The organism is Pseudomonas sp. Pmew2 (genome assembly GCF_058129885.1).
Window position 1 is genome coordinate 4662869 of sequence record NZ_CM176702.1, and the last position, 13826, is coordinate 4676694.

A 13826-nucleotide genomic window follows, 5' to 3' on the forward strand; every position below is an offset into this window, starting at 1 on the left:
TCCTGATCGCCGACCACAGGTGAATGCACCTGAGCAGTCATTGAGTAAATACCTCGACCAAGCGAGGGGCAATGGCGGGCAGCGGACGTATCTCAACAGCAGCATCAATGGCTGCAGCCGCTTTGGGCATGCCATACACAGCAGAACTTGCCTGATCCTGGGCGATGGTCAGAAAACCTCGCTCCCGCATTGCCTTGAGTCCCTGCGCACCATCGCGCCCCATGCCGGTCAGTAGAACGCCGACTGCCTCACCACTCCAATAACGGGTTACGCTCTCGAAAAACACATCGATCGAGGGCCTGTAGACTTCATTCACTGGCTCTGCGGTATACGCCAGCGTACCGTCCTTGAGCAAACGAATATGATGATTGGTTCCGGCCAGCAGCACCACCCCTGGCTGCGGCGTTTCGCCTTCCTTTGCCAACCGCACGGGCAGGCCGGAAGCGGAACTCAACCACTCCGCCATACCGGCCGCGAACACCTGATCAACATGCTGCACAAGGACGATCGCTGCCGGAAAGCTCACCGGAAGCCCCTTCAGGAGGATCTCCAGCGCCGCGGGGCCGCCCGCCGAGGAGCCGATGGCAACGAGCCTGTCGCGCCTCGCCGGCTCCGATCTCGGCGCAGCCACCACATGCTCGCGGCCGACACGCTGACCGATCAGCCAGTCGATATTGAGTATCTTGCGCAGCAGGGGTGCTGCCGCCTCTTTGGGGTTAGGACCGCCGATGGCAGGCGTATCCACCACATCCAGCGCACCATGCCCCATCGCTTCGAATACGCGACGCATGTTCTGCTCGCGGTCGACGGTCACGATGACAATAGCGCAGGGTGTTTCGGCCATGATCCGACGGGTGGCCTCTACGCCATCCATCACCGGCATGATCAGGTCCATCAGGATCAGGTCCGGGGTCTGCTCGACGCAGCGCTGCACGGCATCGGCACCATTGGACGCCACCCATATGATCTGGTGCGCGGGCTCGAAGGCCAGCGCGCGACGCAGGGCTTCGATGGCCATGGGCATGTCGTTGACGATGGCAATCTTCATCCTTGCGCGTCTCCTATCAATTCGACAACAGCGTCGAGCAAGGCATCATCGTGGAAACTGGCTTTGGCCAGGTAGTAATCCGCTCCGGCGTCCAGGCCGCGGCGTCGGTCTTCTTCACGATCCTTGTAGGAAACAACCATGACCGGCAATGACTGCAAACGGGTATCACGGCGCAGCAACGTCACCAGTTCTATACCGTCCATGCGCGGCATGTCGATGTCGGTGATGAGCAGATCGAAGTCCCCGGCACGCAGGGCATTCCAGCCGTCCATCCCGTCCACGGCAACCGATACTTCGTAACCGCGACCGACCAGCAGCTTGCGTTCCAGCTCGCGAACAGTCAAAGAGTCATCGACCACGAGAACCCGTTTACGCGATACATGGTCGACCTGACGGTTGCGCCGGTCAATACGCTCCAGGCGTCCGGTATTCAGGAGTTTTTCCACCGAGCGCAGCATGTCTTCTACATCAACGATCAACACCACCGAACCGTCATCGAGCAAGGCCCCCGCCGAAACGTCCTGAACCTTGCCCAGCCGCGCATCGAGCGGCATCACCACCAGCGTACGCTCACCGATGAAGCGTTCGACGGCTACGCCATAAACTGCATCACGCTCGCGAATAACCACAACCTTGAGCGCTTCGCCGGCATTCTGGGCGGGCGGCCGATTCAATAACTGACTGGCCGAGACCAGACCGACATGGCGCTCTTCATCCCAGAAGTGCTGACGCCCTTCCAGTTGCAAAATATCATCCGGCTGCAAGTCGCGCATGCGCTCGATATGGGCCAGAGGGAAGGCATAGGCTTCTCCGCCCACTTCCACCACCAGGCTACGCACTACTGAAAGCGTCAGCGGCATTTCAATCCTGAAACGACTGCCCTCGCCCGTCCACTGCTGCAGCTCGACACTGCCGTGCATCTGGCGAACCATATGCTGCACAGCATCAAGCCCGACACCACGACCGGAAATTTGCGTGACCTTGTCGCGCATGCTGAAACCCGGCAGAAACAGAAAACTCAGCAGTTCCTCCTCGCTCAACTGCGCGGCGGTTTCTGCTGGCGAAAGCTTGCGTTCAACAATGCTCTGGCGCAAACGCTCCAGGTCTACGCCGCCACCGTCGTCACTCAACTCAACGACCAGCAAACCAGCCTGATGCGATGCCTGCAGACGAATCAGACCTTCAGGGTCCTTGCCCGACGCCGCGCGTTTTTCGGGCGACTCGATGCCGTGGTCCACCGCGTTGCGCAACAGATGGGTCAGCGGCGCATCAAGCTTTTCCAGTACATCGCGGTCGACCTGGGTCTTCTCCCCTTCAATCTGCAGACGTACCTGTTTACCCAACTCACGCCCCAAATCGCGGACCATGCGCGCCTGACCGTTCAGCACATCGGCGAAGGGCCGCATGCGGCAGGCCAGTGCGGTGTCATACAGCAGCTGCGCGCGCTGCGCCGACTGCCAGCCAAACTCATCCAGCTCTGCGGTTTGCTGGACCAGCACCTGTTGCGCCTGGGACAGCAGGTTACGTGCATCTTCCAGGGCTTTTTGCACATCAGCCGGGGGGCCTTCTTCGCCAAAGCTCGCACCCAGCACTTCAAGCGCGCGGTCGCTGCTGCTTTGCAAGCGTTTGAGGCGCTGCATACCGGCCAACAGCGGCTTGAGTCGCTGGGTCTCGACCAGCGATTTGCTGGACATGTCCAATAGCCCGTTCAAACGCTCGGCAGTGACCCGCAAAACACGCTCGCCGCCCTCGGCCACTCGACGTTCCAAGGGGGTAAAAGGTGCTTCCGGTTCCGGAGCCGGAGCCGGAGCCGGCTTGGCGGCGGACCTGGATGGCGGACGCGGCTCTGCTGTCAGTGGATCAGGGACAGGGTTGATTACTGGCTCAGCCCCTTGGGCTGAAGACTCAAGCTGCTGCATCGCGCTGGCCAGCAATGCGTCCGAGGCCGGGTCAGGCAGCGGCGTATTGACCGTGCGCGCTGCGCCAGCACCGGAGGCCAGCAGCGCGTTGAGCCTTTCAACATAACTGTCGATATCGGGCTGACCGACGCTATTACCGCCTGGCGTAGCGATACGCATCAACAGGTCAGTGCCGGACAGCAGCGCATCAATGTGCTCGGCCTGCAGCAATAGACGGCCTTCTTGCGCGCTGACCAGACAGTCTTCCATCACATGCGCAACGCTCACACCGAAATCGACGCCGACAATGCGCGCCGCGCCCTTGAGCGAATGTGCCGCCCGCATGCAGGCTTCCAGCTGATCCGCCTGGGTCGGGTTACGCTCAAGCGCCAGCAGGCCCGCACTCAATACCTGGGTCTGCGCATCGGCTTCCAGCGTGAACAGTTCAAACAGTGAGGCGTCACGCATTTGATCTGGCGTCATGTAAGGCTCCGGTGCACCGCCGACAACAACTCTTCTTCGTCCAGCCAACGCAGGCTTCGGCCTTTCCATTGCAGAACGCCGCGAGTAAAACGGGCGTTGGCATGAGTACCGGACGCAGAAGCGGCTTCCAGCTCACGCTCGTCAATGGCGTGAATGCCGTCTACCTCGTCCACCGGTACCACGACCGGGCCGCCTTCAGCAGCAACGATCAACATGCGCGGAACCACCCGCGCCGACTGGTCACTCGCTGCATTGCTGTCCAGCCCTAGCAGCTCGACCAGCGATATGCACGCTACCAGAGCACCTCGTACGTTGGCGACACCCAGCATCGCACGCGAGCGCTGGTGCGGCAGCGAATGGATGGTCTGGCTGGGGGCGACCTCCGAGAGGCAGCGGGAAGCCAGCCCCAGCCACTCTTCGCCAAGACGAAATACCAGGATGGAGCGGGTCTGTATGTCGCGTAGCAATACAGAGCCCTGAAACTGCTCATGCGATTCCTGGGCCAGTGCGTAGCGGTCCAGCAGACGAGTGGCCGCCGCAGAATAAACCGCGCAGTTGCGACAGTGTATGTGCTCTTCAAGCAACGGGCAGGAACGATCACCGTGAATACCGATACGGTTCCAGCAGTCATCGATATCCAGGGCTTGGTCATGGGTAAGACTGGAAAAACCGGACACACCCGTCATCAATGGTTTCCTTGTTTATTCGCGCCACGTGCAGCACGGTCCTGCAAGCGCCGGGCCCCGGCACTGTCGCCCTGGGCGGCCAGCAACGCAGCCAGTTGGGCCAGCGATTCGGAGTGCTGCGGTTGCAGGTACAACGCCTTGCGATAGAAACCCTGAGCCTGCGCCACGCTGCCTTCTACTTCGCTGAGCAGGCCCAGCCAGTAAAACACCTGTGCAACCGGCTCATGCTGTTGCAGATAGCGCTCGCAGGCAGCCTGCGCCTCGGCACTTTTGCCTTCGTTGGCCAGGCCGGCAATCCTGTCGAGCAGCGCCGAAACCTCGCTATTGCCAGTGACAGCAACCGGCTTGACGATGGGCGCAAACGCTGCGGACGTTCGTGCGACAGGTCGTGGCGCAGGCGCTCTGGCAGGTGCATCGGGGGCCGGGCGCGGTGCAACCGGGGCGGTTACCGGAGCCGGGCTCCAAGCCGGAGCCGGAGCTGTCGGTTCGATTGGCGCATGCCGGAAGGCAAATGATTGCGCAATACCGATCGAGCGCATGCCAATACCTGCCAGCAGGTTGCCCTCCGCCGGCCCGATGAACAGCAGGCCGTCTTCCCGGGTCAGTTGCTTGAGGACCTTGAACACATGTTGCTGGGTCTGCCGATCAAAATAGATCACCAGATTGCGGCAGAAAACGATGTCATAGGCGACCTGCGAAGCCAGTTTCGGATCGAGCAGGTTGCCAGCCTGAAAACTCACACAGGCGCGCACACTGTCGGCGATTTCAAACCCGTCAGCGACCGGGTTGAAATACCGCTCGCGAAAACCGGTGTCGCTGCCCCGGAACGAGTTCTTGCCATAGATGCCGTGCTCGGCCTTGGCAATCGAAAAAGGGCTGATATCAATGGCATCGACCTTGAACTGCCTGGCATCGACTCCCGCATCGAATAACGCCATGGCAATCGAATAGGGTTCCTCGCCGGTCGAGCACGGCAGGCTGAGAATACGCAACGGGCGCACACCGGCAAGGCTCGCTATACGTTCACGGGCCAGCATGCCCAGTGTGACGAACGATTCCGGGTAGCGAAAAAACCAGGTTTCAGGAACGATCACCGCCTCGATCAGCGCCTGCTGTTCTTGAGGCGACGACACCAGAAGGTGCCAGTACGCATCACTGTCGGGGCAATGGGCGGCCGTCGCACGCTGACGCAAGGCACGCTCGATGATCGCCTCGCCGACCGAGGTCACATCCAGCCCGATACGCTCCTTGAGGAAGCTGAAGAAGCGTGAATCGTCGACCTTCATGGCGCGTCCTCAAGCAGTTCGAGGTCGATTGGCGGCACCGGGTACAACAACTCGCGAACCGGCTCGCTCAACAGTTCCTGAACGTGAATCCATTGCAGCAGCCCCTGCTCATCCTCCCGAACCGGCCCCAGGTAAGGTGACAGGCGATTGTCCAGCCCGTACGCCTTGAACTGTGACACCGGGCAACGCAGCGTTTCGGTGGCCTGCTCCAGAATCAGCCCGAGTAATTGCGCCGGGTGCGCGTCGTCGTGCCGATAATGCACCAGAACCATGCGGGTGCTGGTGCGCAAGCGCGCTGGCTGACCGGAGTTCAGTGCACTGATGTCAATCACCGGCACGATCTCGCCGCGATGGGCAAAGATCCCCGCCACCCAGTGCGGAGCCTGGGCAATTGCCTTGAGTTTCACGCGAGGCAGGATCTCGGCAATCTCTGTCGCGTCCAGTGCATAGCGGTCTTCGCCGATGCAAAACAGCAGAAAGAGTTTGCTGGTGGTCAGTGGCGTGCCGTTGCGCCTCGGCGATTGATCCGTCATTGGAGTGTTCAGACCTTGAATCGCGAAACGCCACCGCGCAGCCCGACCGCGACCTGACTCAACTCGTCGATGGCGAAACTGGCTTGACGCAGAGATTCGACAGTCTGGCTGCTGGCATCCGCCAGTTGCACCAGCGCCTGATTGATCTGTTCGGCACCGGTAGCCTGAGCCTGCATACCTTCATTGACCATCAGCACACGGGGCGCCAACGCCTGTACCTGCTGAATGATCTGCGACAACTGCTCGCCGACCTGAGTGACCTCGAACATGCCACGGCGCACTTCTTCGGAAAACTTGTCCATGCCCATAACGCCTGCGGAAACCGCCGACTGGATTTCCTGCACCATTTGTTCAATGTCATAGGTGGCGACAGCGGTCTGGTCGGCGAGGCGCCGCACTTCGGTGGCGACCACCGCGAAACCACGGCCGTACTCACCCGCCTTCTCGGCCTCGATGGCCGCGTTAAGCGACAGCAGGTTGGTCTGGTCGGCCACCTTGACGATGGTAACGACGACCTGATTGATGTTGCCGGCCTTCTCGTTGAGGATCGCCAGTTTGGCGTTGACCAGATTGGCAGCGCCCATCACCTGATGCATGGTGTCTTCCATGCGTGCCAGCCCCTGCTGGCCGGAACCGGCGAGAATCGACGCCTGGTCTGCTGCGGAGGTGACTTCGGTCATGGTTCGCACCAGGTCGCGCGAGGTGGCAGCAATTTCCCGCGAGGTCGCGCCGATCTCGGTGGTGGTTGCCGCGGTCTCGGTAACGGTGGCCTGCTGCTGGCGGGAAGTCGCAGCGATTTCAGTGACAGAAGTCGTTACCTGCACCGAAGAACGCTGGGCCTGCGCAACCAGCGCAGTCAGCTCGGTCATCATGTCGTTGAAGCCGGTTTCGACCGCATTGAACTCGTCCTTGCGGGACAGGTTCAGGCGGGTGCTCAGATCTCCGGTACGCATGATGTCCAGAATCCGCACGATCAGTTGCATCGGTGCCATGATCGAACGCATCAGCAGCAGCCCGCAGGCCGCAGCCGCCAGCACTGCCACCAGCAGCGACAGGATCATGCTGATCTTGGCAGCCAGCACGGCGTTGACAATGTTGGCGGTGGCCTGATCAGCCAGCTGTTTATTGGCCACGATGAGATCATTGAGCTGCTTGCGGCCCGTGAGCCAGACCGGGTTCACTTCGCCATAGAATTCGGCGCGCGCGCCTGCGTAGTCGCCGCTATCGTACTTGCCGTGAACATCGGCGAGCATGCGCGAATAGGTTTCGCGGCGCTTTTCGAAAAGCGCGAAGCTGTCTCTGTCTGCATCATCGAAGATGGACTTCTTGTAGCCGTTCATCTGTGCCTGCAGGTTTTCGTCAAACCCCTGAAACTGGTCCTTTTCCTGCTTGGTCAGCGCACGCCCCTGCCCTTCGGCAATCAGCTCCAGGGTGCGGATGTAACTTTCGCCCCATGCGCTGCGCACCAGCGTGCTGTAGTAGACACCGGGTAACGCATCAAGACGGACATCTTCCTCGCTGGACTCGATGGACAACAGTCGTGAATAAGATACAACGACCATCAACAGCATGATTGCGATGATGACGGCGAAACTCGCCAGAATCCGTTGGCGCAAGGTCCAGTTCTTCACAGTCAGCCCTCAAGAGTTCAACGACGGCATCGGGCCGTGTTCAAGAAGCGGACCGACGAGCGGTCCAAGCGGCGTGAGTATAGCCCAGCCGTCAACCGGTACACGGGGAATGAAAAACCAAATCATGGCACCTGCTCATTAACCCGCTTTCCTGCCTTCTTGTCGGCACTTGCCACCACTACTTGAACACAACACGTCAGGAACCTGTGCAGCCGATAAATAGTTAGCACTTGCCGGCCTGACCTCAAACGTAAGCTTTGTCGCCTGCTCACTCACGACAAGGCACTTCAATGCTGGACCAAACTTCGCCGGGCAAGGCACCTGCCGCCCCGCATGTGCAACTTATAAAAGATAAATCACCCCGATGGCTGCTTGACGCAGAACCGTCAACCCATGCAACTCTGCGCAAAACCTCCGGACGCCCCTTGCAATGGCTGACGAGCGCGCGCACGTCCAGCCCGGAGCAAGTCGATAAACTTCAGCAGCTCTATGCCGAGCATCGCCAGAATGAACAAAAGGTTCGTCCGACGCTTGATCGCCTCTCGACACTGGAAGACTTCGCGACCCCTCTTCTGACGGCGGCGATCAAGGACCGCTTCGGTCTGGACGTCGACGTCGCCCGGACCTGGCTGTTTCACGCCAGCCGGGCCAGGGTCGACCAGTCGTTCCAGGCGGCATCCCGAGACCCCATCACTCAAGCCAACATTGCCTTGAGGGCCGCCTGTCAGAGCCTGCTCAAGGCTGCGCTGCAGAATTTCGAAAAGTGGGAAACCGCGCCTGGCGCGATGGATTCGGACTCGGGCATAGAGGCTCAGGTGTTTTCCGCCTTTGAAATCATCGGTCAACAGATCGCCGGCCAGTCCTTGCCGATATCTGCGACCGGGTTCGCAGCGATGTGCCGCGAGCTGGACCTGGGCGGTAAATACCAGACCCACCTGGAGTCCGTCTTCAATGCACCTTCGACACCCGAAGAAACGGCGGACGCTGCGGCATCCAGGCTGCGCAAGGACTTCCTGAAACTTCAGTCATCGTCCATCCGGCTTCAACTGCAGATTGCCTCCCTGCAGGAACTTGTCAGCCCGCCATTGCAGGGCGCGTTACTGGATATTCTCGACAGCAAGCAAAACGTCCGACTTGATAACAGGCCGGTCAACTGCAGCGTGCTGTGCCTGGGGGATGTCGAACTTGACGGCCCGTTCGTTATTGGCAAAGACCGCGACATGGCAACTCAGGCAGAAAAAATTGTCGTCTACATTCCAGACGATCCGGTTGCGCCATTGAAGGAATACGACTCGGTCGAGGCGTTTATAAACTCGTTGCGCGACCGGATGTTCATCGATGGATATCTGAATTTTTTCATGCGTTTCATACCGGCGCGCCATCGAAGTGCCTTGTTTGAAAAGCTGTCCGAGCGTCTGCACCCCAAAGTCAAGAAAGGGGGGTTCTTCGAGCGCCAGTGGCTGGAACGTGAAGCGGACCGAAACGCCCGGCTGGACCTGAGAGAGACTCCTCTGCAAGGCCCCTTGCCGGAGGCCCTGTACGATCGCAAACGTGCAGCGTTGAAGGAAAATGCGCTGTTTCATGGCGTGCCAACGGCGGCGCAGGACCAGAAAACTGTCGACGAGCGTGTGCAGTACTTTAAGGACAAAGCCTTCGACGTCTTGAACATCGCCGCTTTTGTCGTTCCGGTACTGGGCGAAGTGATGATGGCCGTCACAGCCATTCAGTTGGCCCATGAAGTCTATGAGGGCATAGAAAGCTGGGCCAAGGACGAAAAACAGCAGGCGCTCACCTACCTGTTCGACGTGGTGGAGAATATTGCCCTGATGTCGGCCCTTGGCGCTGCGGCGACGGGCTCAGCAGGCATACCTGCGATACAGGTGCCCGAGTTCGTAAACGGCCTCAAACCCGTGGAATTACCGAGTGGAATGACTCGTCTCTGGAAACCGGACCTGACACCCTTTAGCCATGACATCGTGCTGCCAAAGGGTCTGCTGCCCAACGCCACAGGCCTGTATACATGGCAAGGCAAGCAGTGGCTGCCACTTGAAGGACGCACCTATTCGGTGAGCCCTGCCCCGACCGGCGATGGTTATCTGATAGAGCACCCAGCCAACCCGCACGGCTATCAACCCGCCCTGCGCCACAACGGCGCGGGAGCATGGCTGCATGAACTTGATCGCCCGCTGGAGATGGAAGGCCTGTCGCTGTTCCGACGGTTGGGGTATTCCAGCGAAGCGTTTTCCGACAGCGCAGCCAGACGCATCCTGAAGGTCAGCAATACGCCTGAATCCGTGATGCGCCAGGCACTGGCTGATCAGCTCCGCCCACCGGCCTTGCTCGAAGACACAGCGCGCCGTTTCAGGCTGGATCAGGAAATTGATCGTTTCATAGAGCAGATGGAAGCCAACGATGCAGACGCAGCAGCGCCCCTCCAACTTGAACTGCTGAGCCATGACCCTGGCTGGCCGAACAATCGCGCTCTGGTGCTGGTGGATGCCCAAGGCAACACGCTCCATCGGTTCGTTGCGGCGCAGCAGTCTGGCGCTGCTGCCCCCCTCGACATGCATATTCGTGCCGATCAGCCAGATGCCCTGCGCCAGGTCCTGGAAAAACTGAACAACATCGAAATCCGGACTCTGCTCAACGAAGAGTTCGGTGCGGGTCAGCCGGGCATCGCACCGCGGCTGATCGCTTTACGCGCACAATTGGTGGCGCGTGCCCGGACAACCAGAGCCTGGTTGTTCGAATCACGTTACCGCGCCCTGAAAGTCGCTGATACGGACGGCGCGCAAACCCTCCAGCAGGCGTTTGCCGGCCTGCCGCCGCTGGTTGTCGAGGAATTGGCCAGCCACGCCTCGCCAGCCGAGCGGCTACAACTCACTACAGAGCGCCGCGTACCCTTACGCATGGCCGAAGAAGCCAGTGCCTATTTGCAGCAAGTACGGCTGGCACGAGCCTATGAGGGCCTTTACCTGACCTCGGTATCCAGCGCAGATACCGATTGCCTTGCCCTGCACAGCCTTGAAGCCCTTGCGCAATGGCCTTCTCAGGTCAGGTTGGAGGTGCACAATCGCTTCTTTGGCGGCCAACTGCTCTACAGTATCGGGGCTCAGGAGGCTCCCGTTCGCAAGGTGCTGTTCAAAGATGGCAATCGTTATGAGACCCGTGACGCTGACGATCAGCACCTGCACGGGCTGGACGATCTGTATTCATCCGTACTTCACGCCCTGCCCGATGCCGAGCGCAGCCAATTGGGTTTTGCCCATACCGGCCAGGGGCAGGCGCTGGAGGCTCTGATTCAGAAAAACCCTCTGCCTCGCCAGACTCTCGCGCCACTGCTGAACATGCAGGCGCTCAAACCCGGCTCCAAGTCCCCCATGCGTCTGGCCGATGGCCGCCTTGGTTATCCCTTGAGCGGTAATGGCAGAACCGACTGGCATATGACCGATGAAAGTCTGCTGGACAAGATCCGTTTGCTGGAACTGGAAGACGCGTTCCCCGAAGACATTCTCAGCCGCCTGCGCCACACAGGCAGGGATAATCGGGCTATCGATGAACGACTCAACAGCCTGCTGGGCGAGCAAATCATGCTGCGGGAAAGTCTTGACGCCTGGACCTTTGAAGTCGTGGCAATGCCCCCCATGAGTCAGGCGCATATCGATAGCCGGGCGCGTATCAGCGAGGCGATCTGGAACCACTGGCGCATCAATAACCTGCCTGAAATCGGACGAACGCTTGAGCCACTGTATCTGCAGCAGGTATCCCTGACTGACTTCCCACGACACCTACCAGATTTTGTATACGCGCGGGTGAGCGGACTCTATCTGGAGAATATCTCGATCGAACCCCGAGTTCGCCCGGGCGCAGAGCTTTCAACACCGGTAGCCACGGATCTACCCAGACAGTTGACCAACAGCTTCGAACTTGGACACTTTCTGCAACGCTTCCCCCACACGCGCTCACTCATTCTGGTCGGCGAACCCGGCGCCGGTGCGGATCCGCAGCTATCGGCCTTCCTCAACCTGCCCCAGCAAGTGTCCAGTGTGCTGCCGCAACTTACTGAACTGGGACTGATAAACCAGAGCATTTTTCTGGATCAGGCGCAGATGGACCACTTGCGCGATATGCCTGATCTCAGGTCGCTGAACCTCAGCGGCAACCGGCTGGTCAGCTTGCTGCCGATGGACCTTGGCTGGCTGCATCTTGACCGGTTGATACTGGAGCGAGTCGGCATGCACCGCTGGCCTTCCTGGCTGACGGACATAATCCCGAACAATATTCGTGAGCTGTCGGTGGCTCATAACAACCTGACCGAACTGCCGGACTGGATCCTCGACAATCCCCTCAACCCCGAGCATCAGACCCTGATCGATTTGCGCGGCAACAGCCTGTCCAGGCATACGGTGATGCACGCACGCATCAACGAGGCTGTACCCGACTGTTCGTTTCGCTTCCTGATGGACACGCCGCTGGCTGTGCAAGCCGCTATAAACATGCAATTGCGCGAAGGTGCCAAATTATCTGCCGCGCTTGATCAGTGGACACACGCCTCAAATTCGCTGGCCATTACGAGTGAACGGACCATCGAAGCCCGCCGCGAGATCGGCAGGATACTGACTGATCACTGGCGAGCGTTCAGCCTGGGGCAAATCCACCGTCCACTGCGCCTGGAAAACCTTTCGCTGGCCGACTTTCCCCGCCAGCTGCCGGAGTTCTTCTATCGTCAGATACGCTATCTGCGCCTGAGCAGAGTCACGGCTACGGGATCTGATCTGGACCAGTTGCTGCGCCGTATGACTGATCTGAACTCACTGGAAATGAACGGGCATGTCGCACCGCTGCTGCAACTGCCTCCGGCGCTGCTTGAACTTCGATCACTTCGTTCGCTATTGCTGATTGACCAGGGAATGGTGATCGAGCAAAAGCACATCGATTTCTTCAGCCGCATTCCGACGCTTGCAAGGCTGGAACTGGATGGCAACCGGATGGGTGCGATCAGCGATCTGTCTGCCCTTAGCAATACCGCGCTCAACTGGCTATCACTCAATAACGTCGGATTAACCGAATGGCCGACCTGGGTGAATGACATGATTCCAGCACATCTGGGGACGCTCCTGCTGGAGGGCAATCTGATTACTGACTTGCCGGAGCATATTCTGGCCAATCCCGGCAGCGAATCTGCGCACACGGAAATAAGCTTGCTGAACAACCCGCTTTCCGAAGACAGCATGCGTCGAGCACACTTTTCAGAAAGCTATGGACGCTCTTTCACCTTTGACATGGACCTGCCACCCGAACTCGCAGCGATGGACTGGACGGAGCAGCATGATTCGGACTCATCGATATCAGACTACGAGTCAGAAGACAGTCGGGCATCGACTCCAGAGCCAGTGACTGCCGAACCCTGGCTGGACGACAGCAGCCCGCTCATCGCCGCGCGGCGTGCGCTCTGGGAGCAACTGGAGATCAGCGACCACAACCGAAGGCTATTGGACCTGATCGGTTCGCTGCGCCACAGTGCCGACTATCGCAATACGGCCAACCGGGCAGCACTGCAGGAGCGCGTCTGGCGAGTACTCGGCGCGGTGAGTCAGGACCCTCAACTGGGAATGACCCTGAGTGCTATCGCCGAAGAACCACTCAGGCTGTTCCGTGACAACAACACCTGCCCGGACGGCATCCTGCTGGAGTTCAACCAGATGGAGGTGATGGTGTTCATTCGTCAGTCACTGCACGATGTTGTGCCGGAGCAGCGAGGTGCACTGCTGTACAGGCTGACAACCCGCCTTTATCGCCTGTCCGAACTGGATGCTGCTGCCCGAGAGCAGACCGGGAGCCGCGATGAAGCTGAAGTCCGTCTGGCGTATCGCATACACTGGGCAAGCGCGCTGGACCTGCCCGTACCACCGGAAGGCATGTTGTATCAGGCCCACGCCGCCATCAGGCCGGGTGAGTTCGATACAGCCCTGCTTCGCGTGCAGTCCGGAGAACAAGGCGAACCATTCCTGCGCTTCGCCGAGCAGCAGGATTACTGGATCAACTATCTGCGCGAAACCTATGCTGGACGGTTCGATGCACTCGAACGTATTTACAGGACTGACCTGACCCGACTCACCGACGAATTCGAACAGCGCAACATCAGCCTGGACAATCCGGAATACGAAAAACGCATTCGCGAATTCGAAGCCAGCTTCAAGGCACAGCAAACAATGCTGATAAGGGAGCTGACCAACGCCGAGGGGCTGGAGCATCATTGAT

Annotated in this window: 7 protein-coding genes; 1 reads left to right on the top strand and 6 read right to left on the bottom strand. The window is 59.5% G+C overall.

What is annotated here, in order from left to right; translation table 11 throughout:
* Nucleotides 1–37: 37 nt before the first annotated feature.
* The 6 genes from AC4ANK_RS21550 to AC4ANK_RS21575 are packed head-to-tail and all read right to left on the bottom strand — an operon-like array spanning nucleotide 38 to nucleotide 7565.
* Complete coding sequence (locus tag AC4ANK_RS21550; RefSeq protein WP_004666042.1) at nucleotides 38–1048, bottom strand: chemotaxis response regulator protein-glutamate methylesterase; 1011 nt, start codon at nucleotides 1046–1048, stop codon at nucleotides 38–40.
* Nucleotides 1045–3429 carry a hybrid sensor histidine kinase/response regulator gene (locus AC4ANK_RS21555; protein WP_460384527.1) on the bottom strand — a complete coding sequence of 795 codons (2385 nt, stop codon included), beginning with the start codon at nucleotides 3427–3429 and terminating at the stop codon, nucleotides 1045–1047. The genes AC4ANK_RS21550 and AC4ANK_RS21555 overlap by 4 nt, the downstream gene beginning before the upstream one ends.
* Complete coding sequence (locus AC4ANK_RS21560; protein ID WP_002554765.1) at nucleotides 3426–4115, bottom strand: chemotaxis protein CheW; 690 nt, start codon at nucleotides 4113–4115, stop codon at nucleotides 3426–3428. Before AC4ANK_RS21560 ends, AC4ANK_RS21555 begins: the two co-directional genes overlap by 4 nt.
* Nucleotides 4115–5401: a CheR family methyltransferase gene (locus tag AC4ANK_RS21565; protein WP_002554766.1), complete on the bottom strand. Its 1287-nt coding sequence runs from the start codon at nucleotides 5399–5401 to the stop codon at nucleotides 4115–4117. The genes AC4ANK_RS21560 and AC4ANK_RS21565 overlap by 1 nt, the downstream gene beginning before the upstream one ends.
* The gene (locus tag AC4ANK_RS21570) at nucleotides 5398–5934 is read right to left on the bottom strand and encodes a chemotaxis protein CheW (protein WP_002554767.1); all 537 of its coding nucleotides are present in this window, start codon (nucleotides 5932–5934) and stop codon (nucleotides 5398–5400) included. The genes AC4ANK_RS21565 and AC4ANK_RS21570 overlap by 4 nt, the downstream gene beginning before the upstream one ends.
* A gap of 8 nt (nucleotides 5935–5942) precedes the next feature.
* A complete protein-coding gene (locus AC4ANK_RS21575; protein WP_460384524.1) occupies nucleotides 5943–7565 on the bottom strand; it encodes a methyl-accepting chemotaxis protein in 1623 nt (540 codons plus the stop codon).
* Nucleotides 7566–7855: 290 nt separating this feature from the next.
* Here AC4ANK_RS21575 and AC4ANK_RS21580 point away from each other — a divergent pair, with 290 nt between their 5' ends.
* The gene (locus tag AC4ANK_RS21580; RefSeq protein WP_002554769.1) at nucleotides 7856–13825 is read left to right on the top strand and encodes an NEL-type E3 ubiquitin ligase domain-containing protein; all 5970 of its coding nucleotides are present in this window, start codon (nucleotides 7856–7858) and stop codon (nucleotides 13823–13825) included.
* Nucleotide 13826: the final 1 nt, after the last annotated feature.

Coding starts and splice junctions, on each gene's coding strand:
- AC4ANK_RS21580 (WP_002554769.1), top strand. CDS start 7,856: ATGCTGGACCAAACTTCGCCGGGCAAGGCACCTGCCGCCCCGCATGTG.
- AC4ANK_RS21560 (WP_002554765.1), bottom strand. CDS start 4,115: ATGACGGGTGTGTCCGGTTTTTCCAGTCTTACCCATGACCAAGCCCTG.
- AC4ANK_RS21565 (WP_002554766.1), bottom strand. CDS start 5,401: ATGAAGGTCGACGATTCACGCTTCTTCAGCTTCCTCAAGGAGCGTATC.
- AC4ANK_RS21570 (WP_002554767.1), bottom strand. CDS start 5,934: ATGACGGATCAATCGCCGAGGCGCAACGGCACGCCACTGACCACCAGC.
- AC4ANK_RS21550 (WP_004666042.1), bottom strand. CDS start 1,048: ATGAAGATTGCCATCGTCAACGACATGCCCATGGCCATCGAAGCCCTG.
- AC4ANK_RS21555 (WP_460384527.1), bottom strand. CDS start 3,429: ATGACGCCAGATCAAATGCGTGACGCCTCACTGTTTGAACTGTTCACG.